21 protein-coding genes are annotated in these 22564 nt (G+C 37.6%); 18 read left to right on the top strand and 3 right to left on the bottom strand.

Translation table 11 applies throughout. From position 1 onward, the window contains the following. Window positions 1-2: 2 nt before the first annotated feature. The 10 genes from safA (at window position 3) to yajC (ending at window position 8441) form a co-directional block, all read left to right on the top strand. Window positions 3-1247 (top strand): SafA/ExsA family spore coat assembly protein, encoded by a 1245-nt coding sequence (gene safA / locus DIS06_RS01490; RefSeq protein WP_110111469.1) that lies wholly within the window; start codon window positions 3-5, stop codon window positions 1245-1247. Then, window positions 1237-2205: a phosphotransferase gene (locus DIS06_RS01485; RefSeq protein ID WP_162595825.1), complete on the top strand. Its 969-nt coding sequence runs from the start codon at window positions 1237-1239 to the stop codon at window positions 2203-2205. The genes safA and DIS06_RS01485 overlap by 11 nt, the downstream gene beginning before the upstream one ends. 129 nt (window positions 2206-2334) lie before the next feature. Beyond that, window positions 2335-3099, top strand: a complete 765-nt coding sequence (locus DIS06_RS01480) for a YhcN/YlaJ family sporulation lipoprotein (protein WP_110111467.1) — start codon at window positions 2335-2337, stop codon at window positions 3097-3099. A gap of 312 nt (window positions 3100-3411) precedes the next feature. Beyond that, window positions 3412-3927, top strand: a complete 516-nt coding sequence (locus DIS06_RS01475) for a BofC C-terminal domain-containing protein (RefSeq protein WP_110111466.1) — start codon at window positions 3412-3414, stop codon at window positions 3925-3927. 76 nt (window positions 3928-4003) lie between these two features. Next, on the top strand, window positions 4004-4612 hold the full coding sequence (ruvA, locus tag DIS06_RS01470) for a Holliday junction branch migration protein RuvA (protein ID WP_110111465.1): 609 nt from the start codon (window positions 4004-4006) through the stop codon (window positions 4610-4612). Between the two features lie 18 nt (window positions 4613-4630). After that, the gene (gene ruvB, locus DIS06_RS01465; RefSeq protein WP_110111464.1) at window positions 4631-5632 is read left to right on the top strand and encodes a Holliday junction branch migration DNA helicase RuvB; all 1002 of its coding nucleotides are present in this window, start codon (window positions 4631-4633) and stop codon (window positions 5630-5632) included. Further along, window positions 5629-5829, top strand: coding sequence for a DUF2905 domain-containing protein (locus DIS06_RS01460; RefSeq protein WP_204166733.1), 201 nt, complete (start codon window positions 5629-5631; stop codon window positions 5827-5829). Before ruvB ends, DIS06_RS01460 begins: the two co-directional genes overlap by 4 nt. 81 nt (window positions 5830-5910) lie before the next feature. Next, window positions 5911-6939 carry a tRNA preQ1(34) S-adenosylmethionine ribosyltransferase-isomerase QueA gene (gene queA, locus DIS06_RS01455; protein WP_110111463.1) on the top strand — a complete coding sequence of 343 codons (1029 nt, stop codon included), beginning with the start codon at window positions 5911-5913 and terminating at the stop codon, window positions 6937-6939. A gap of 23 nt (window positions 6940-6962) precedes the next feature. Continuing rightward, window positions 6963-8102 carry a tRNA guanosine(34) transglycosylase Tgt gene (gene tgt / locus DIS06_RS01450; RefSeq protein ID WP_110111462.1) on the top strand — a complete coding sequence of 380 codons (1140 nt, stop codon included), beginning with the start codon at window positions 6963-6965 and terminating at the stop codon, window positions 8100-8102. 75 nt (window positions 8103-8177) lie between these two features. Further along, a complete protein-coding gene (yajC, locus tag DIS06_RS01445; protein WP_110111461.1) occupies window positions 8178-8441 on the top strand; it encodes a preprotein translocase subunit YajC in 264 nt (87 codons plus the stop codon). 152 nt (window positions 8442-8593) lie between these two features. On the opposite strand, the gene DIS06_RS01440 is transcribed toward yajC, so the two are convergent. After that, window positions 8594-8977 (bottom strand): TIGR04086 family membrane protein, encoded by a 384-nt coding sequence (locus DIS06_RS01440; protein ID WP_110111460.1) that lies wholly within the window; start codon window positions 8975-8977, stop codon window positions 8594-8596. A gap of 144 nt (window positions 8978-9121) precedes the next feature. Here DIS06_RS01440 and DIS06_RS01435 point away from each other — a divergent pair, with 144 nt between their 5' ends. Further along, on the top strand, window positions 9122-9775 hold the full coding sequence (locus tag DIS06_RS01435; protein WP_110111459.1) for a DUF421 domain-containing protein: 654 nt from the start codon (window positions 9122-9124) through the stop codon (window positions 9773-9775). An 88-nt stretch (window positions 9776-9863) separates the two neighbouring features. On the opposite strand, the gene spoVB is transcribed toward DIS06_RS01435, so the two are convergent. Next, entirely contained in the window at window positions 9864-11411 is a 1548-nt protein-coding gene (spoVB, locus tag DIS06_RS01430; protein ID WP_110111458.1) for a stage V sporulation protein B, read from the bottom strand. A gap of 137 nt (window positions 11412-11548) precedes the next feature. Between spoVB and DIS06_RS01425 the strand changes: the two genes are divergently transcribed. The 7 genes from DIS06_RS01425 to dtd all read left to right on the top strand — a co-directional run bounded on the left by DIS06_RS01425 (window position 11549) and on the right by dtd (window position 21490). Next, on the top strand, window positions 11549-11845 hold the full coding sequence (locus tag DIS06_RS01425; protein ID WP_110111457.1) for a post-transcriptional regulator: 297 nt from the start codon (window positions 11549-11551) through the stop codon (window positions 11843-11845). Window positions 11846-11982: 137 nt separating this feature from the next. Next, window positions 11983-14229 (top strand): protein translocase subunit SecDF, encoded by a 2247-nt coding sequence (secDF, locus tag DIS06_RS01420; protein ID WP_110111456.1) that lies wholly within the window; start codon window positions 11983-11985, stop codon window positions 14227-14229. Between the two features lie 297 nt (window positions 14230-14526). Next, the gene (locus DIS06_RS01415; protein ID WP_110111570.1) at window positions 14527-15408 is read left to right on the top strand and encodes a cation diffusion facilitator family transporter; all 882 of its coding nucleotides are present in this window, start codon (window positions 14527-14529) and stop codon (window positions 15406-15408) included. Window positions 15409-15697: 289 nt separating this feature from the next. Further along, the gene (recJ, locus tag DIS06_RS01410) at window positions 15698-18058 is read left to right on the top strand and encodes a single-stranded-DNA-specific exonuclease RecJ (protein WP_110111455.1); all 2361 of its coding nucleotides are present in this window, start codon (window positions 15698-15700) and stop codon (window positions 18056-18058) included. After that, entirely contained in the window at window positions 18058-18570 is a 513-nt protein-coding gene (locus DIS06_RS01405) for an adenine phosphoribosyltransferase (protein WP_110111454.1), read from the top strand. Before recJ ends, DIS06_RS01405 begins: the two co-directional genes overlap by 1 nt. A gap of 261 nt (window positions 18571-18831) precedes the next feature. Further along, complete coding sequence (locus DIS06_RS01400; protein ID WP_110111453.1) at window positions 18832-21030, top strand: RelA/SpoT family protein; 2199 nt, start codon at window positions 18832-18834, stop codon at window positions 21028-21030. A 13-nt stretch (window positions 21031-21043) separates the two neighbouring features. Next, window positions 21044-21490 carry a D-aminoacyl-tRNA deacylase gene (gene dtd, locus DIS06_RS01395; RefSeq protein WP_110111452.1) on the top strand — a complete coding sequence of 149 codons (447 nt, stop codon included), beginning with the start codon at window positions 21044-21046 and terminating at the stop codon, window positions 21488-21490. A 128-nt stretch (window positions 21491-21618) separates the two neighbouring features. On the opposite strand, the gene DIS06_RS01390 is transcribed toward dtd, so the two are convergent. Further along, window positions 21619-22527, bottom strand: coding sequence for an N-acetylmuramoyl-L-alanine amidase family protein (locus tag DIS06_RS01390; protein ID WP_110111451.1), 909 nt, complete (start codon window positions 22525-22527; stop codon window positions 21619-21621). Between the last annotated feature and the right edge of the window lie 37 nt (window positions 22528-22564).

Here is a 22564-nt window from a genome sequence, read left to right as displayed (position 1 = left end):
TTTTGAAAATCCATATCGTTCAAAAAGGGGATACCCTTTGGAAAATTGCCCAAAAATATGGGGTTAACTTTGAAGAACTTAAAAAAATGAATTCACAATTAAGCAATCCAGATATGATTATGCCTGGGATGAAAATTAAAGTGCCAACAAGTGGGGTAGCTGTTAAGAAAGAATCACCGGGGGTCATGGGTGTAAAAGAGATGCCAAAGGCAGATCACCCATATGGAAATCAATCAACAAAATCATATCCTGTCACTGAAATTGACAACCAAGTTGCGCCAGCAAAAGAGATGCCTAAAAAAGAAATGCCGGTAAAAGAACAGCCTAAAAAAGAAATGCCGGTAAAAGAACAGCCTAAAAAGGAAATGCCGGTAAAAGAACAACCGAAAAAAGAAATGCCTAAAAAAGAAGCGCCAATTGCGTTGCCAAAGTTACCAAAGTTACAACCAATGACACCAGAAGTGGACATTAACAATTACTATACACTTAATATGCAAATTCCACCGAAAAAAGAAAAGCCGAAAGAAAAGCCAAAAGAAGAGCCGAAGAAAGAAGAATCACCAGAGGTAGAGAGCATTGAAATGCCACCTCCTGTGATACCGCAACAACCTTGTTATCCAATGACACCTGTGACACCTGTGATGCCGGGCTGTGGTTATCATTTTATGCCATGTTACCCATGCCCACCAATGTGGCATCCACAGCAAGCGGTGATTCCACAAATGCAAGCACCAATGATGCAACCTCAATTCGAAGGAATGATGGAGTCTCCTGGAGAAATGGGTCAAGTGATGGGGATGCAAGAAGGTTATATGCCAATGATGCAACAACCGATGACCTTAGGATGGCCACCTGGTTGTGTCCCTTATGGACCAACGCAATGTTCGCCATGCCCACCACCATTTATGGGCTATCAGCCAGCGCCTATGTATATGCCACACATGCATCCTCAAGTTCAAGGAGCGATGATGAATGAGGAAAGTGATGAGTATATGCAAATGGGGCAACAACCAATGTTTAACCCTTATCAACCGATGCCGCAACAGCAAGGAGACTGTGGGTGTGGGGATTCAGGATATGGTAGTATGCCAGGCTATCAACAAATGTCGTACCGCTTTCCGGCTTACGGTGTCCCGGCTCATCCCGCCCCATATGGTGTAGTTCCACCATTTTCACCTTATGGAGTGCCTGCCAATAATGAACAAAATCTGTTTGGTATGCCGAACTACGAAGATGATGAAGATTAATCATAAAGGTGGAAAAGACGATTTCGTTGTAAATCGTCTTTTCTTATTCTGTCAAAAGAATGGGGTATATGTAAACGAAACGAACATGATTAAACATTCTGTTTATCTGCTAGATACGGATCGTGGATTGAAAATTTTGAAAGGCTATAAAAGACAAGAAAAGATACAAAGAATTTATGAATTTTTAAATCAGATGATGGATCATTCGGTTAATTATGTCGTCAATTATGAGTGGTTTCCCACGGGAGAGTTAGTTTGTGAAGATGAGCAAGTGTATTGGACCCTACAGCCTTACGTACAATGCGAGCGGAAATTCACATATAAAAAGAAGAAAGATCGAATGGATGCTATTGAGTTGTTACATGACTATCATGATGTATCAAAGAAAGTGAGTGAGGACAACCGTTTTTCTTTTGATACGTATTCATTGATTCAGCAATGGTCGCAACGTTTAAAAGTGTTTCAAACCAATTTTCCAATGTTGCAAATGTATATGAGTACATCACAAATCATGAGCATTATTAGCTGGAGTGAACAAGCTCTCAATTATTTGAAAAAGTATGAGAAAGAGGAAGACGAGTTAGGTCAAGCTGTTATACATGGAGATGTGGCTTCTCATAACTTTTTAAGAGTGAACGATCAACAAATCATGATGATTGATTTTGATTTAGCATCGTATGCGCCGGTGATATACGATTATATTCAGTTAGCACAACGTTATTTAGTTTATATCAATTGTTCGCTCAAGCGCTTATCATCTCATCCGTCTCTTTGTTATCTTTTTCAAAATCGCTTTTTTTTATCGGCCCTTCTTTTTCCGTCTCATGTTGTAAGAGAATGGAATCGATTACTAATAGATGGTGTGACGATGGAGAGGCTATACAGGTTACAAGCGTTTACAACAAAGGATTTATACGATCGAGAGCATTTAGCTAAGTCTATTTTGAATGAACTGTAAAACATATTGTAGCTGATTAATTTCCAATGTTCCCTCTAACTAACAGCATAATCTTGCCTCCTTTATAAGACTCTAAAAAAGAGCATTCGTGGTGAAGGATGCTTAAAAGGGATATTGGGGGGATTAGCGTTGAATAAGTATATCGTGTCATCTTTAACTTTTGCTTGTGTAATGGGACTAGCCGCATGTAACAATCAAACAGAAACAGGAATGGAAGAGCAACGTTACGACAATCGTACACAACCAATCGGGTATTATTCAACTGAGCGTGAAGAACAAGGAAATGCTCGTATGTTAGATAACGGTGAAGGTCCATTAACAGAGGTAATGGATGGAGACGATGATCGACATGGAACGACTCGTCGTATGCGTACAACAAACGTCAATGACGGTAGATACGATGGGCCGACTGGAACATATGGATATGGACAACCTTATAGTCAGCAAACAGAAGGCATCGATAAAAGCAATGCGAGACTTGGGGAGAATGATCGTAATTACCATGGTCATTTAAATTCAACACGTTCATTAGCGAAAACTTCATATTATGAAGGGTACCCTGGAGATTTAACTGAAAAAGTTGCAAGTCGTGTTGAAGGCATGGAAGGCGTCAAAAACTGCCGTACGGTTGTGGATGGAAATCGTATGTTAGTCGCGGTCAATCCGAGTAACACAGGCATGAGCGAGGAAGAATTAGAAAAAAGTGTAGCGCAACAAATTCAGCCATTAACAGATAAATACGATGTTCAAGTAGAAGTGGATAACGGCATGTATAATAGTGTACGTAATATCGATAATGATTTACGTCATGGTGGGGAAAAAGGGTTAATGCGTACAAACGTAAATAGCTTATTTGAATCCATCGATGAAAACGTAAATAGCAAAGATCGTTAAGATAAAGAAGAGAACGAGCTAAAAGGAGCAAAAAAGTTTTCGGTTTCAAATCAACGACAACACCCTTTGCCAACAAAATCCAAAATTGGCAAGGGGTTCTGCATGTAAACCTCCTTTACATATTTACAAGGGAATAGTTTTAAATTAGTTTCTTAAGTCACTGTGTAATAAAGTAGAAAGAACCACCTCTATCGATAGGAAGATCTCTTTAGAAGGAAGAGAAAGAGGATAAAACTTCTAAAAAAGGTGAAACTATGAATGACGGTACTTTTCTTAGATGTTTTTAATTCTTTATTTGTGAGGTGAAGGTGAATGAAACAGCTCATTCATCAAGTAGTACTACTAAGTATGATCGTAATGGGCAGTTCCCTAACTTCCGCTCAACTCGTACACGCCAATACTAGTCACCCAACGACACTTTATTTAGAGAGGGTTTATGTGGATGGTGTTGTCAGTCAAGAAATCATTGAAAATGTAACGATGACTCGGAGCGAGATTGATCAACATTACAGTGATTGGCGATTGCTGAAGGAAACTGAATCAGAGCTTGTGTTTCGAACCAGTGTTGATGACATTTCACCTCTTTTAAAAACAAACGGATATGTGGGCATCTCAGTAGACGGTATTTTATCCATTTATGAAGGTAAACCAAAACAACCGCCAAAAGTAATTCAATCTTTTTTTCAGCTTGATATAGACCGACTCGAAAGTTATCACCACCAGCAATTGAAGAGCGGGATAAAAGTACGATCAAAAGATGAATATGTATCATTAATTAATTTTTATAAAATGTTTGAGACAGGAAAACGGCCACTCTTTATAGAGTAGCCGTTTTATTTATGGATATGTTAAAATGATAGTCAGCGTTATGAATCGTAAGTTGTAAATAAAGGGAGCGAGCTAGTTGTTTGATTATATAAAAGGGTGTATTACGTACATCAATCCTGAATATGTAGTAGTTGAAAACCAAGAGATTGGGTATCAAATCTTCACACCTAATCCATACATATTTACAGTGAATCATGAAGTGAAGACCATTTACACGTATCAATATGTACGTGAAGATTTAATTGCTTTATATGGGTTCGCTTCAAGAGAGCAAAAAGAGTTATTTATGAAGCTCATTAGTGTCTCAGGAATAGGGCCTAAAGGTGCATTAGCCATATTAGCATCAGGAAACCCTTCACAAGTTGTGCAAGCCATTGAAGAAGAAGATGAAAAGTTCCTAGTGAAGTTTCCTGGTGTAGGGAAGAAAACCGCTCGTCAAATGATTCTTGACTTAAAAGGAAAGTTACATGATATTGTACCAGATGCGATACCATCTCTATTTGCAGATATGGATGAGCAAGAAGTAAAATCGCAAAGTTCAGCCTCGTTAGATGAAGCCATTGAAGCACTAAAAGTACTCGGTTATGCAGAGAGAGAAATTAATAAAGTTGTTCCAGCATTGATGAGTCAATCATTAACAACTGATCAGTATATTAAAGAAGCGTTGAAACGTTTATTAAAGTAATCGAAAGGGAGGGGTATGATGGACGATCGTATTGTAACGGGAGATGCTTTGCATGAGGAAGAGATGTTAGAACAAAGTCTACGTCCTCAGATGCTTAATCAGTACATTGGACAACATAAAGTAAAGTCTCATTTAGATATTTTCATAAAAGCGGCAAAGTTACGCAGCGAAACGTTAGATCATGTACTTCTCTACGGGCCACCGGGCTTAGGGAAAACAACGCTTGCTAGTATTATTGCCAATGAAATGGGTGTACAATTACGAACCACATCAGGACCTGCAATTGAACGTCCAGGCGATTTAGCAGCCATCTTAACGAGTTTAGAACCTGGAGATGTGTTATTCATTGATGAAATTCATCGTTTAAACCGTTCAGTTGAAGAAGTACTTTACCCCGCGATGGAAGATTTTTGCCTCGATATTGTGATTGGTAAAGGGCCGAGTGCAAGGTCGGTTCGACTAGATCTTCCGCCATTTACACTTGTTGGTGCCACCACACGTGCAGGCTTATTGTCGTCACCACTTCGTGACCGCTTTGGTGTGTTAAGTCGTTTAGAGTACTATGAAGAACAAGATTTAGCCTCGATTGTGGAGCGAACAGCTCATATTCTTGATGTAGAGATTGATAAAAAAGCAACATTTGAGCTTGCGAGAAGAGCAAGAGGAACGCCTCGTATTGCCAATCGCTTGCTTCGTCGTGTGCGCGATTTTGCCCAAGTAAAAGGGGATGGAAAGATTACAGAAGCACTAGCAAGTCAATCTCTTGAAATGTTACAAGTTGACCGTTTAGGCCTTGATCATATTGACCATAAATTATTAAGAGGGATTATTGAAAAGTTCAGGGGTGGACCAGTTGGGCTCGACACCATTGCTGCGACAATCGGTGAAGAATCACATACCATTGAAGATGTGTATGAACCCTATCTCCTGCAGATTGGCTTTTTACAACGAACACCAAGAGGTAGAATGGTAACCCATGCTGTTTACGAACATTTTCAAATGGAGGTGCCAAAACGGTGACAGATCTTCCTAAAATGATTATGATTATGGGAGCTCTTCTTTTGGTTGTCGGGTTCTTTTTACAATTCATTGGGAAGCTGCCAGGTGATATTCTATTTAAAAAAGGAAACACGACCGTTTATTTTCCGATTGTCACATCCATTGTGGTAAGTATTATTCTTTCTCTTATTTTCTTTGTCATTGGACGATTTAAATAGAAAGAGGCTGATTCGAAAGAGGCAAAAAACGACCCGTTTGATTCAGCTTGCAAAAACAGATTATAGAAACAGGTGAAACAGATGAAAGTAGATTTATTTGATTTTCATTTACCAGAAGAACTTATTGCTCAAACACCTCTTGAGCAACGAGATGCTTCTAGGTTAATGGTATTGAACAAGAAAACAGGTGACATCGAACATCGTTCATTTCACGATGTGCTTTCTTATTTAAAAGAAGGAGACTGCCTTGTATTAAACAATACAAGGGTATTGCCTGCTCGTTTATTTGGAACGAAAGAAGATACAGGAGCAAACATTGAAGTCCTTCTTTTAAAGCAAATGGAAGGTGATACGTGGGAGACGCTTATCAAACCAGCTAAACGTGTAAAAGAAGGAACTGTTATTTCGTTTGGAGACGGACGCTTAAAGGCAACGTGTGTGGAAACGAGTGATCAAGGTGGAAGATTGCTTGAATTCACATATGATGGTATCTTTTATGAGGTACTAGATTCATTGGGGGAAATGCCGTTACCTCCATACATTAAAGAACGTTTAGATGACCGTGAACGTTATCAAACTGTCTTTGCGCGCGAACAAGGTTCAGCGGCTGCGCCAACAGCAGGTTTACACTTTACAGAAGAAATTTTAGAAGAGTTAAAGAATAAAGGTGTTCATATTGCGTTTCTTACATTACACGTCGGATTAGGAACGTTCCGACCGGTAAGTGTGGATAATATTGATGAACATGATATGCATGCAGAATTTTATCAAGTTAGTGAAGGAACAGCGCAACTGTTAAATGAAGTTCGTGAAAACGGAGGACGTATCGTGTCAGTTGGAACGACATCTACGCGCACACTTGAAACGATTGCTTCGGAAAATGATGGGAAATTTGTTGCTGCTTCTGGATGGACTAGTATTTTTATTTTCCCAGGTTATGAGTTTAAAGCAATTGATGGAATGATTACAAATTTCCATTTGCCAAAATCTACACTGATTATGCTTGTTAGTGCGTTAGCAGGCAGAGAACATGTACTTCATGCGTATAACACAGCTGTTGAAGAAAGATATCGTTTCTTTAGCTTCGGTGACGCAATGTTAATTATTTAGGGTACGAGAAAGGAAAAGAGTGAATGACTGCAATTCGTTATGAATTAATTAAAACTTGTAAACAAACAGGAGCGCGTCTTGGGATTGTCCATACGCCTCATGGATCATTTGAAACGCCTATTTTTATGCCGGTTGGAACATTAGCAACGGTTAAAACGATGTCTCCAGAAGATTTAAAAGCAATGGGCGCCGGTATTATTTTGAGTAACACGTATCATTTATGGTTACGTCCAGGGCACGAAATTGTGCAAAAAGCAGGCGGCCTTCATAAATTCATGAATTGGGATCGTCCAATCTTAACAGATTCAGGTGGTTTCCAAGTATTTAGTCTGAGCGATTTCCGTCGCATTGAAGAAGAGGGTGTTCATTTTCGCAATCATTTAAATGGAGACAAGTTATTCTTATCTCCTGAAAAAGCGATGGACATTCAAAATGCATTAGGCTCTGATATTATGATGGCATTTGATGAGTGCCCACCATATCCAGCAGAGTACGATTATATGAAACGTTCAGTAGAACGAACAAGCCGTTGGGCAGAGCGATGCTTAAAAGCACATAACCGTCCAGAAGATCAAGGTTTATTTGGGATTGTACAAGGTGGAGAATATGAAGACTTACGTCGTCAAAGTGCTTCTGACTTGATTTCAATGGACTTCCCAGGCTATGCTGTAGGTGGTCTGTCAGTTGGAGAGCCAAAAGATGTGATGAATCGTGTGTTAGATTTCACAACACCATACTTACCAACAAATAAGCCTCGTTATTTAATGGGTGTGGGATCACCTGATTCATTAATTGATGGTGCGATCCGTGGAATTGATATGTTTGATTGCGTATTACCAACACGTATTGCTCGTAATGGAACATTGATGACAAGTGAAGGACGCTTAGTCGTTAAAAATGCAAAATACGCAGAAGACTTTGGTCCATTAGATCCGAATTGTGATTGTTATACGTGTCAAAATTATTCACGTGCATACATTCGTCATTTAATTCGTTGTAATGAAACATTCGGTCTTCGTTTAACTTCTTATCACAACCTTTATTTTCTGTTAAACTTAATGGAACAAGTGCGTGAGGCAATTCGTGAAGATCGTCTTGGTGATTTCCGCGACGAATTCTTTGAAAAATACGGATTTAATCAAGAAAACGCGAAAAACTTCTAGGTCAATACAGGATTTTTTCAATAAAGAGATGAAATAAGTACCTGTTGAGATAAATAAAAATGAGGAGGATACATTGTGGAAATTTTAAATGCTATATGGCCATTACTTTTAATGTTCGCCATCTTTTATTTCTTACTAATTCGTCCACAACAAAAACGTCAGAAAGCTGTACAACAAATGCAGTCTGATCTAAAAAAAGGGGATCGAGTAGTAACAATTGGTGGTATGCACGGAACAGTAGAAGCTTTAGATGAAAGCCAAGTGATCATTAAAAGTCCAGATGGTTCTAAATTAACATTTGATCGTGCAGCGATTCGTGAAGTAAAAGAATCCCTATAAGTGATAAGGTGAAGTTGTGTTAAAAAGAACACATAGGCAATAGGCTTGATTTGTCAGTGCTGATAAGCCAGCTTCATCATATAAAAACCCACTGTTCGCTATGATCCAGTAAAATGGATTGAGCAACAGTGGGTTTTATTTGTAAACAACGATTATGCTTCTTTATGTCCTGATAAATTAACCCCAATAATCCCGCCTAACATGGCGACAGCTAGGAACCCTAAATGAAACAAAAGTTGTGTTGATGAAAACATTTGGCTATATCCTAGAAATTGAAGTAAAAAAACAGTGAAGATGTAACACATTCCTGTTGCTCCTCCAACTAGCCATCCTTTTGAGCCGCCTTTTCCTCCTGACATAAATCCACCAATAAACAGAGCAATAAATGATAACAACATAATCATCCACTTTACAGAACTTTCTTGTAAGCCAGTGAATTTAAGAATAAGTGAGAAAATCAAACTAACGATAAACGCAATAACAAACACGGTAGCAACACCAAAAAAAATGGCACTACTTAGTCTTTTTGCTTCCATGTTGCTCTCCCCCTTTGCATAGATAGGTGCTTAGTACGAGCATATTCGGCTTGTATTAAAAATAGACATACAAAAATACGTCATGTTTTTCTAGCAATGGAGCAGACTAAACGTTGAGTATGTGGACGTGGAGGTTGTATGTAAATGGATCTTTTAATGATGGTTTTAAGGACGATTCTTTTATATATTATTATTGTGATTATTTTTAGAGTGATGGGCAAAAGAGAAATTGGTGAATTAAGTATTTTAGATTTAGTGGTATTTATCATGATTGCAGAGATGGCAGTTATGGCGATTGAAGATACGAATGATCCGTTTATGCATACAGTGGTGCCGATGGTTACCTTAACTGTCATTCAAATTGGTCTTGCTTTTTGGTCGTTAAAAAGTAATCGAATTCGTAATTTAATTGATGGTCAGCCTAGTGTTATTATTGAAAACGGTAAAATTAATGAAAAAGAGATGCGGAAACAACGTTACAATTTTAATGATTTGCTTGTACAGTTACGCGAAAAAGACGTGAAAAACATGGCTGACGTTGAGTTCGCCATCTTAGAATCATCAGGCAAACTCTCAGTGTTTCAAAAAAGTAATAATGATAGCGAAACACAGAAAGAAAGTTTAAATTTACCATTCATTATTGATGGAGTCATTCAAGAAGAACACCTTAAACAAGAAAATAGAACGAAAAGGTGGCTCAGTTCTGAATTAAGAAAGTTAGGGTATGATGACATTGGTCAAATTTCGTACTGTAGCTACAACAATGGTACGTTGTACGTTGATTTATATGATAAATAAATGAAAGTAACTTATGTCATACAAAACCCCCATGTGCCTTCTATCAGGTCAAAACGATAGAGAAAAGGCATGGGGGTTATTAGTGTCGTTATTTTTTAAAAAAACGAAAAATATTAACTCGTTGAAGCTCTTGTTTGGTTACGAGTTTAAATGCAAATAAAAACAATAGGTACGTAAGAGAAGTAACAACGATAGAAAGAATAGTTTTTATACCTAGGTCAAGAGAATGGAACAAGTACAAGTAAGCGTAATGTCCAACAACACCAGATAAAATCATGACGACAAAGCTTTTTACATAATCCATTACATGAATGGTATAAGAGATCTTTTTCATGACCGTTCCTAAATGCAACAGCGTCACAAGCATCATTCCAACAACGATAGCTAATGCGGCTCCCATAATACCAAAAGACGGCCGAGTCGCTAACAAGAAGATAAGCGTTGTTTTCACAACAGCTCCAACCAAGCTATTTGTCATGGCAGCTTTTGCTAAGTCAAGAGCTTGTAGCACCGCTTGTAATGGTCCTTGAAAATAGTAGAAGAGGAAGAATGGAGCCATCACTTTTACGAAAATTGCGGCATTACTTGTTCCGTACATTAATGCCATGACAGAATCAGCAAATACGTAAAGAATGACAACAGATAGTCCTCCTGTTACGAAAGAAAGTCGTAATGCTTGGTGGAGACGATATTCGATTTGGCGCATTTTATTTTGCGCCAACGCTTCACTAATGGCTGGAACTAACGAAGTAGAAAGAGACACTGTAATGAAGGATGGAAGCATTAAGAGGGGAAGGGCAAATCCTGCTAGTTCCCCGTATTGTTTGGTTGCTAATGTCGTCGCAACACCGGCAATTGCTAAACTTTGTGCAACAACAATTGGTTCTAAAAACCAAGAAACAGATCCAATCATTCGACTTCCTGTTGTTGGAATGGCGATCCTCATTAAGTCATGTAGCGTATCTTTCCCCGATTGAAGGGAAGTCCAAAACTTTTTCCGAATGGTGACTTTTTTCTTCGCTTTAAAAATCACTAACATGTAAATAAGAGAGGCAAGCTCTCCGAGTACAGCCGATAACATAGCACCTGCAGCTGCATATTCAATCCCATAAGGTAAGAACGCTTTTGTGCAAACGGCCACTAATGTAATACGAACGACTTGCTCAATCACTTGTGAATAAGCAGACGGCTTCATTTGCTGACGCCCATGGAAGTAACCACGAATGACAGAAGAAATGGCGATAATTGGTATGACAGGTGTAATGGCGATGAGCGGATAGTACGTGCGTTCATCTGTAAAAAGTGTTTGTGAAATTAATGGAGCTAGGGCAACTAAACTAATTGTAAAAATAACACTTAAAACGGAAGTAATGCTAAGTGAAACAACGAGGATTTTCTTGATTTTTCGTCTATCTCCAAGTGCTTCTGCTTCAGCTACAAGTTTTGAAATGGCAACTGGTAACCCAATTTGAGTCATTGTAATCACAAGGACAAGTGTAGGTACAGCCATCATATAAAGGCCGACTCCCTCATCTCCAATCAGTCTAGCGACAACAATACGATTGATAAAGCCGAGAACGCGGGTGATTAAACCTGCTAGAATTAAAATAAGTGTACCTTTTAGAAATTTAGACATTTGTCTTCACTGCCTTCTCAAACGAAATATAATTTTATACAATGAAATATATGCATGTGAGATGGTCAAGCATGACAAGTATTACATTTTATAGAAAGTTAGTTGACTGAATATTTTTGAAAAGGAAGGTGACAGAGATGAATGATACTATAATTAGTGAACGTAAAGAACAAGTAGAGCTCGTTGTTAAAAGTAAGATAGAGGAATTTCACTTACTTGGATATGGAGAAGTAAGAGAAGAAAACCTGTGGGATTACCTTCAAAAGAAGAAATGGAAAAAAGTAAAAGAAGAGTTACCTTTGCATCATATGGTAAATGACATTCTTACAGTGAAAGTAATGGACATCATGAACTATATTACCATTCAGTCTTACAAAGGTAGTAGGCTAGAAGAATTAAATAATCAAGAAGATTTTTCTGATTTATTCAAATAAGTTTACAAAAACGTTATTTGACAGCGGTTCTGTTATGAAAGATAATAGGAATGTTGCTGGAATTTTTACATTAATTACACATATTTTGGGTTATCAACACGTTGTTTTCTTACATACAGAAGGAGGAACTCTCACACATGGTTAAAAGAGGACGTATCGTTGCTTTTTTCCTCTTAGTACTACTTATCTTTAGTACAATCGGAACAACGATCACTGGTATTACAAAAGACATTAAATTAGGACTTGACCTTCAGGGTGGCTTTGAAGTTTTATATGAAGTCAAACCGAAAGATGGAAAAGTGAATGAAGCGATTTTAAAGAGTACAGTACGTGCTTTAGATCAGCGTGTTAACGTATTGGGCGTAAGTGAGCCTAATATTCAAATTGAAGGTAAAGATCGAATTCGTGTTCAGCTAGCTGGAGTAACAGATCAAAACAAAGCGCGCGAAATTTTATCGACAGAAGCCAATTTAACATTTCGAGATGTAAATGATAATGTATTAATGGATGGTTCTGACTTAGCTCAAAACGGTGCAAAGCAATCGTTTGATGAAAATAATCAACCGAGTGTAGCGTTAAAGCTAAAAAGTGCTGAAAAGTTCAAGCAAGTAACAGAAAAAGTGCTGAACATGGGACCAGGTCAGAACTTAATGGTCATCTGGCTTGATTTTGAAGAAGGGGTCGACTCTTATCAAAAAGAAGCTGGTAAAGAAAACCCTAAATACTTATCAGCAGCAACAGTTAATCAAGTATTTAACCAAACAGATGTATCAATTACAGGTGGTAACTTCACGGTTCAGAGTGCGACGCAATTAGCTGACCTATTAAATGCAGGGGCATTACCTGTTGAACTAGAAGAGAAATATTCGACTTCAGTAGGGGCTAAATTTGGTGAACAAGCGATGGATAAAACCGTATTTGCAGGTCTAGTTGGGGTAGCAGTTGTCTTTGCTTTTATGCTATTCTACTACCGCTTCTCAGGAATTATTGCGGTTATTACTCTGAGCTTTTATATTTATTTAATTTTAGTTGTGTTTAATTGGATGAATGCTGTCTTAACATTACCAGGTATTGCAGCGTTAATCCTTGGAGTCGGGATGGCAGTTGATGCAAACATTATTACATATGAGCGCATTAAAGATGAATTGAAAACTGGCCGCTCAGTGATTTCTGCGTTTAGAGCAGGTAATCGAAACTCACTTTCAACCATTTTAGACGCCAATATTACAACGATCTTAGCTGCAGGTGTGCTATTTGTATATGGGACAAGTTCTGTAAAAGGATTTGCAACCATGCTTATTATCAGTATCCTTGCAAGTTTTATTACAGCTGTATATGGTACAAGGTTATTGCTTGGATTATGGGTAAATAGCCGAATCTTTAATAAAAAACCTCACTTCTTTGGGGTTAAACCATCTGAAATTCAAGACTTAGGAAAAGATGATGGAAACGTCATATTACCGACAAGATGGGATAAAGTTGATTTTGTAAAGCATCGCAAAAAGTTCTTCATCTTCTCAGGTGCGATGACCGCTGTCGGAATTATTTTATTGCTCACTTTAAAGTTGAATTTAGGAATTGATTTTGCGAGTGGTACACGTGTTGAAATTTTAGCGGATCAGCCATTAACACAAGAGGAAGTAACAAAAGAGTTAGTGGCACTAGATTTAGAGCCTAAAGATGTCATTTTATCAGGTAACAACAATGAGATTGGTGTGGCTCGCTTTCTTGGGGTATTAACAAAAGAAGAAATTGCAACTGTAAAAAATCATTTCAATGAAAAATATGGTACAGAAGCGAATGTAAGTACGGTATCTCCAACTGTAGGGAAAGAGCTTGCGCAAAATGCGTTAATTGCGGTGTTAATTTCCTCAATTGGTATTATTATTTACGTAACAATCCGATTTGAATTTTATATGGCATTAGCAGCTGTCATTGCGCTATTGCATGATGCATTCTTTATCGTCGCATTCTTTAGTCTGACACGACTAGAGGTGGATTTAACGTTTATTGCTGCAGTTCTAACCATTGTCGGGTACTCTATCAATGACACCATTGTGACATTTGACCGGATTCGTGAAAATATGCAGAAGTTTAAAGCGAAAACGTTTGATGATTTAGTGTTTGTTGTGAACCGAAGCTTACGTGAAACATTTACACGTTCATTAAACACAATTATAACGGTTGTAATTACAGTCGTAGCACTACTCATTTTTGGTAGTGAGTCAATTACTAACTTCTCTGTTGCGCTATTAATTGGATTAATTGCCGGAACATACTCGTCATTATTCATTGCGTCACAACTATGGCTTGGTTGGAAAAACAAGCAATTAACACGCAAACGATTAAAGCCTGCTGAAGTAGAAGAAGACTTAGAGCCGTAAGCAAGAACATATTAAAAATGAGTCGTAACTAATCATCGTTACTTTTCTCATTTTCGAAATAACTCTAGTAAAATGGAACGTCCGATAAATTCATTCATAGTATGAATTTATGTGGACGTTCTTTTTTTTGTTTACGTTGATTCAACCATCTTGTTGTAATCGTTGTTGAATCCTTTTCATGACATGAAGAAAAGTCGGGTATTCTATATATTGTCAAAGGTAATTCGTTGAAAAGGGTGTGAGGTATTGGAAGTTTTAGGTAAAGAAGAACGCTTTAAAAAAGCGAAGTTTGCCGCAATGATAGGAATTGTCGGAAATATCATTTTAGCTATAATCAAATATGTGATAGGTGTACAAGCAAATAGTAAAGCTCTCATTGCAGATGCTGTTCATTCTGCTTCAGACGTAGCTGGCTCAATTGCTGTTTATGTAGGGGTGAAAGTGGCAAAGCAGCCACCCGATGAAGACCATCCTTATGGACATGGAAAAGCAGAATCAGTTGCTGCAATTATTATTGCTGTTTTATTATTTATCGTAGGTGTTGAAATTTTTACTTCTTCAGTCAAATCTTTTTTTGAACCGATTGAATCGCCTAAGATGATTGCCATTTATGCTACCCTTTTTTCAATCATTGTAAAAGAGTGGATGTTTCGTTATAAATATAAGCTCGGAAAAGAAATTAAGAGTGACGCAGTCATTATCAATGCCTACGAGCATCGATCTGATGTTTTCTCGTCAATTGCAGCCTTAATTGGGATTGGCGCTTCTATTTTAGGAGGGTATATTGGAGTCGATTGGCTTGTTTATGCAGACCCTGTTGCAGGGGTATTTGTTGCTTTTCTTGTCTTAAAGATGGCTTGGCAATTAGGAGCAGAATCTATTCACAATACGTTAGATCATGTGTTACATGACGAAGATACCGATCATTTAAGAGAACTTGTTGTGTCGGTTGATGGCGTGAAGAAGTTAGATTCTCTACACGCACGAGAGCATGGACCTTACGTAATTATTGATTTGAAAATTTCCGTTGATCCTATGATTACGGTAGAAGAAGGTCATGCCATTGGAAAAGAAGTAAAGAAGCTTTTAATGGGAGAACCAAATATTCAAGATGTGTTAATTCACATTAATCCTTATTCAGAAGATAGTAGTTCTACTAAGGGAATGAGTGGAAAATAGCCAATAAGTGAAATAATAAAGCCTTTCTTTTCTAAATCCAGTATGAAACAGTGGATGGATGAGAGAGGTTTTCTAAATTAAAGATAGATGAGAAATGCCTTATGTTCAAGGTGATAAACATATGTAAGTGGAGAGAGTTCTCCAAAAGCGAATTGACATGAATGTGTAGTGTTGGTTTTATCGTTTAAATGGAACATAATCTCTTAACTTCAAACCGAATCGTTAGCGTGTAAAGCTAGATTCTTCACAATCACTCTAGTATAATTAGTTGAGTTAAGGGGTGAGAAGAATGTTACAATCGAAAAAACGTTGGAGGGTTCAACAAACAAATTTTGAACGAGTAAATGAATTTGTAGAAGAACTTGAAATTACACCTCTAATTGCTTCGTTATTACTAAATAGAGGAATTGAAACTGTTGAGTCAGCGAAACAGTTTTTATATGTAGAACAGCAAACTTTTCACGATCCGTTTTTGTTAGGTGATATGGATAAAGCCGTACAGCGTATTCATGAAGCAATTAACAATGGTGAAAAGATTATGATATATGGCGATTACGATGCGGACGGAGTAAGTAGTACGTCTGTTATGCTTTCTGCGTTAAGGTCTGTAGGAGCACAAGTAGATTTTTATATTCCAAATCGTTTTACAGAAGGATATGGCCCGAATGAAGATGCATTTCGCTTTATTAGCGACGAAGGATATACATTAGTCATCACTGTAGATACAGGGATTTCAGCTGTTCATGAAGCCGAATTAGCTCAGTCGTTAGGGTTTGATCTTATTATTACCGACCACCACGAACCAGGTCCAGTTTTACCACCAGCATATGCAATTATCCATCCGAAAAAGCCAGGTAGTACATACCCATTTCAAGAATTAGCAGGAGTAGGGGTAGCGTTTAAGTTAGCTCATGCTTTATTAGGAGAGGTACCTGAGAATTTACTTGAATTCGCGGTGATTGGGACAATTGCAGATTTGGTTCCTCTTGTAGGAGAAAATCGCTTAATTGCTAGTAAGGGATTAACGTATTTAAAACGTTCAAATCGTCCAGGGATTAAGGCGCTTTTAAAAGTGTGTAGCGTAAAACCAGAAGATATAAATGAAGACACAATTGGCTTTGCGATTGGTCCACGAATTAATGCGGTAGGACGCTTACAAGATGCAGATCCAGCTGTGGATTTACTCATGACTATGAATGAAGAAGAAGCAAACATGCTGGCGAGGGAAATTGATAGCTTAAATAAAGAGCGTCAACAACTAGTAAATGAGATGACAGAAGAAGCGATTAAAGTCGTTGAAGAACAATATCCACCTGAGAAAAACGCTGTGTTAGTCATTACAGGTGAAGAGTGGAATGCAGGTGTGGTTGGAATTGTTGCTTCGCGTTTAGTCGATCGTTTTTATCGCCCAACCATTGTGTTAAGTATTGATCGTGAAAAAGGGACGGCAAAAGGGTCGGCTCGAAGTATTGAAGGCTTTGATTTATTTGCGAATTTATCACACTGTCGCGACATCTTACCGCATTTTGGAGGACATCCAATGGCCGCAGGGATGACGCTTTGTATTGAAGATGTTGAAGACTTACGAGAGCGCTTAAATAAACAAGCAAGTGAAGTACTGACAGACGAAGATTTTATCCCAATCACTTCAATTGATACCGTATGTGACATTAAAGATATTACCATTGATAACATTAAACAACTGTATACTCTTGCACCTTTTGGAATGAGTAATCCAAAGCCAAAAGTGTTAGTGGAGAATGTTCATTTATCATCGATTCGTAAAATTGGAGCCGATCAAAATCATTTGAAAGTTGTATTTGAAGACAAGGGATTATCGGTTGATGCAGTAGGTTTTGGTTGGGGCCACGTATACGAGAAAATATCTCCTGTTTCAAAAGTATCGTTTGTTGGAGAACTAACGATTAATGAATGGAATAATATGCGTAAACCTCAGCTCATGATTGAAGACGTTGCTGTTCGAGAATGGCAATTATTTGATTATCGTAGCATGAGAGATGTAAAAAAGTTTTTTACTCAACCTGAGACAAATGAAATGAAGGTTGTCGTGTTTAATGCAATGACACTTGATGCTTATCAAGACATATTAATCGATAAACAAACTATCTTGATTGAAAACGATGAACAAGCGGCTACGTTTGAAGGGAAAGGCGAAAGTGTTGTGTTTTTAGACATTCCTCCATCATTTTCTATCATTGAGAACTTGTTTAAGCAAGGAATGCCCAACCGTGTTTATGCGTTATTCCTCACAATGGAGAACCATTATTTTGATACCATTCCAACACGAGATCATTTTAAATGGTATTACGCATTCTTGACTAAAAAGAGCCCGTTTGACTTAAGTCGTTATAGAGAAGAGTTAGCCATTCATCGTGGCTGGTCAAAAGATACAATAGATTTCATGTCACAGGTGTTTTTTGAATTAGAATTTGTTACAATAGAAAATGGTCTGATTTCGCTAGTGAAAAATAGTGAAAAACGTGATTTAATAGAATCTGCGACTTATCGCAAAAAACAAGAGCAAATTGAAATAGAGAAGAAATTTATTTATACTTCATATGCGCAGCTTAAAGAACAATTTAATATGATGCAAGACTGTGCTTTATCGAATGAGGAGGCAACAAACTAATGGATTTTAAGCAATATATAACAATTGTACCTGATTGGCCAAAACCAGGAATTAAGTTTAAAGACATCACAACGTTAATGGACAATGGTGATGCATACAAAGCAGCAACAGACGAAATTGTAAAATATGCACAAGAAAAGCAAATTGATGTTGTTGTTGGTCCAGAGGCGCGTGGATTTATCGTAGGATGCCCAGTAGCTTATTCACTAGGAATTGGCTTTGCACCTGTACGTAAAGAAGGTAAATTACCTCGTGAAGTGATTAAAGTTGATTATGGTTTAGAGTACGGAAAAGACGTATTAACCATTCATAAAGATGCAATCAAGCCTGGACAACGTGTTCTAATTACAGATGACCTTTTAGCGACAGGTGGTACAATTGAAGCGACAATTAAGCTGGTTGAACAACTTGGTGGTATTGTAGTAGGAACTGCTTTCTTAATTGAGTTAACATACTTAGACGGTCGCGATAAGTTAGATGGTTACGATGTATTTACATTAATGAAATATTAAAAACGTTTGATTCTCGAGTGTTTTGATAAAGAGTACCTAGAAGAAGGTACTCTTTTATTATAGGCTCATTTCGAGGAGATGATTTTGGTTAGGTCTGTTTTTGGAGAAATCGCTTCTTAAGGGTCATTGGAGTAGAAGGTGCGAGTAGTTATAAAAGAATGATTGGGAATTTTCTGTTGAAATACTTTACATCCTTGAAGATTTTCACGATAATGGTTACAATATGGATTTATAAAATGCTAGTTAATAAAAGGTGATTTCATGGCAAATGAGCAAGTGTTAACAGCGGAACAAGTCGTTGATAATGCAAGAAGATATTTGGTAGGAGAAGATATTGAATTCATCCAACGTGCGTATGATTTTGCAAAAGAAGCACATAGTGAACAATATCGTAAGTCAGGTGAACCGTATATTATTCATCCGATTCAAGTAGCTGGAATTCTAGTTGATTTAGATATGGATCCAGAAACAATTGCTGCTGGCTTTTTACATGATGTTGTAGAAGATACAGATGTCTCACTTGAAGATATAAAAGCAGCATTTAATGATGAAGTCGCCATGTTAGTAGACGGTGTAACAAAGTTAGGAAAGATTAAGTATAAATCAAAAGAAGAACAGCAAGCTGAGAATCATCGAAAAATGTTTGTTGCAATGGCACAAGACATGCGTGTTATTTTAATTAAACTTGCTGATCGTCTTCATAATATGAGAACGCTCAAGCATTTACCGCAAGAAAAACAGCGTCGTATTTCAAATGAAACATTGGAAATTTTTGCGCCTTTAGCTCATCGCTTAGGGATTTCAAAAATAAAATGGGAGCTTGAAGATACATCGTTACGTTATTTGAATCCACAACAATACTATCGCATTGTTAACTTGATGAAAAAGAAAAGAGCGGAACGCGAGCAGTATTTAGATGGAGTCATTAACGAAGTTCGAGATAAAGTGAACGAGGTATCGATAAAAGCAGAAATTTCGGGTCGTCCGAAACATATCTATTCTATTTATCGAAAAATGGCCTTGCAAAACAAACAATTTAATGAAATTTATGATTTGTTAGCTGTTCGTATTATCGTGAGTAGTATTAAGGATTGCTATGCAGTTCTAGGGATTATTCACACATGTTGGAAGCCGATGCCTGGGCGATTTAAAGATTATATTGCCATGCCTAAACCAAACATGTATCAATCTCTTCATACGACTGTCATAGGACCTAAAGGTGATCCGTTAGAAGTACAAATTCGTACAGTGGAGATGCATCAAATTGCGGAGTATGGGATTGCGGCACACTGGGCTTATAAAGAAGGAAAAGTAGCAAATGAACAAGCTTCATTTGAAGAAAAATTAACATGGTTTAGGGAGATTTTAGAGTTTCAAAATGAATCAACAAATGCAGAAGAATTCATGGAATCTCTTAAATTTGATTTGTTTTCTGACATGGTATATATTTTCACACCAAAAGGTGATGTGATTGAACTGCCTGCCGGTTCAGTTCCGATTGACTTCTCGTACCGTATCCATTCAGAGATTGGCAATAAAACCATTGGGGCGAAAGTGAATGGGAAGATGGTAACACTCGATTATCGGTTAAAAACAGGTGATATCATCGAGATTTTAACATCTAAGCATTCGTACGGTCCGAGTCAAGATTGGTTAAAGCTTGCTCAAACCTCACAAGCTCGAAATAAAATTCGTCAATTTTTCAAAAAGCAACGACGTGAAGAAAACATTGAAAAAGGGCGAGAGCTTGTTGAAAAAGAAATTCGTAATATGGAATTTGATTTAAAAGAAGTATTAGTGGCTGACAATATTAAACGTGTAGCCGAGAAATTTAATTTCTCACATGAAGATGATATGTATGCAGCAGTTGGGTATAACGGAATTACAGCGGCACAAGTAGCAAATCGATTGACAGAAAAATGGCGCAAAAAGCGCGATCAAGAGCAACAAGAAGTGACGCTTCAAGAGATTACACGTGAACCAAAGCGTATGGCACCGAGTAAGCGTCGTGATTCTGGTGTAGTTGTTCAAGGTGTAGATAACATGCTCATTCGTCTATCAAAGTGTTGTAATCCTGTACCTGGTGATGAAATTGTTGGTTTTATCACAAAAGGCCGAGGTGTGTCTGTTCACCGTGCAGATTGTACAAATGTACACACAGATGAAGCTGAAAGTCGCTTAATAACAGTTGAATGGGAAACCGATATTAATTCTGGAAAAGAATTTAATGTTGAAATTGAAATTTCAGGGTTTGATCGTCGAGGACTACTAAACGAAGTATTACAAGCTGTGAATGAAACGAAAACAAATATTTCAGCTGTTTCAGGACGTTCAGATCGTAATAAGATGGCAACGATTCATATGTCTATTTCCATTCATAATATTAACCACCTTCATAAAGTAGTTGAACGTATTAAACAAATACGAGATATCTATTCTGTTCGAAGAATTATGCAATAGAAAGGGTTTTATCATGCGAGTAGTTGTGCAACGAGCGAAAGACGCCAAAGTAACAGTTGAAGAGAAAACAGTAGGTGAAATTAAAAAGGGTGTCATGCTTCTTGTTGGTGTGACACATAGCGATACAAAAGAAGATGCTGCATATGTCGCTGATAAAATTGCTAATTTGCGTATCTTTGAAGATGAGTCCCAAAAGATGAATTTATCTTTACTCGATATTGAGGGAGAAGTGTTGTCAGTTTCGCAGTTTACATTGTATGGAGACTGCCGAAAAGGAAGAAGACCAAATTTTATGGGTGCGGCTAAGCCCGACTATGCAAATGGCATCTATGATTATTTTAATGAAGAACTATCGCGAAAAGGATTAAAAGTAGAAACGGGCTCTTTTGGCGCAATGATGGATGTTTCATTTACAAATGATGGCCCAGTTACATTGATTGTTGAAAGTAAAGAGAAATAAGCGTAGTGAAGAGGGACAAGTAGCACCCAATTCAACTCACACATAAACACCCCTTGCCTGTCTATCTGTTGCACTAACAGATAGACAGGCAAGGGTTTTAGGTTTATATAGCAGTACTGATGTACACGTTAATTTGATGGTTCAGAGCGTTCGGTAAAGTAGTAAATTAGACCCTCTATAATCGATGTTGTAATGGTACGTTGATAAGCTAAGGAGTTAATATAGGTTTCTTCGTTTCTGTTGCTTAAAAATCCTAATTCAATTAAAGCACTAGGCTTGTTATTTTCTCTTAATACATAATAGTCACCAAACCGAACTTTTTTGTCAGAGAGAAAAGTAGAAGAGATAAGTTGTTCTTGAATATGAGAAGCAAGTAAGTAATCACGCTTTTCTTTGTAATAATAAGTCATGATTCCTTCCGTTTTAGCGTTTTCAATGCTATTGTAATGAATACTTAAAAAAGCATCAGCGTTAGACGTACGTGATTGTAACACGCGATTGGAAAGAGCGTACGCTGAATCGTCTTGCCGAGTTAACAAAACGGTGGCCCCTGCCTCCTTTAATCTCTTTTCAAGCATCAGCACTGTGCGCAGGGTTAAATCCTTTTCGTACGTACCTTGAATACCAATGGCTCCTTTATCGTTCCCACCGTGACCAGCATCTAACACAATCGTCTTACTTTGTAGAATGTCTGATTCATAGGTAGGTTTCACAACTGCACGAGCTTCTTGCTGATGAGGAGATAGAGTAGATGCACTCGTTTTTACGACGTGCCGACTTGAAATCCATCCTGTGCGCTTTTCTAATTCAATGGCATACCATTCTCCTTGTGTGTCTAATACTGAAAAGGTTGTGTTTGTCTTGACTTGATCGGTGATTGGAAAAGAAATACCTGGTCCTTTGCGTACATTCAATAAGTCTGCTGTGACCACTACGTGAAAAACAGTAGAAGGTTCTTTTTTATTATAAGATGATAAAAAACAGGAGAGGGCGCCTAAAATGAAACAAATCGTTAACTTCACCAAACGTTTTTTCACAATTATGAAATCTCCTTGTTTGAAAAAAATAAACTAC

The organism is Bacillus sp. CGMCC 1.16541, assembly GCF_003184905.1.
Classification (GTDB): Bacteria; Bacillota; Bacilli; order Bacillales; family Bacillaceae_H; genus Priestia.
Note: the sequence above shows the minus strand (reverse complement) of the source record. Positions and strands in the feature narration are given on the sequence as shown.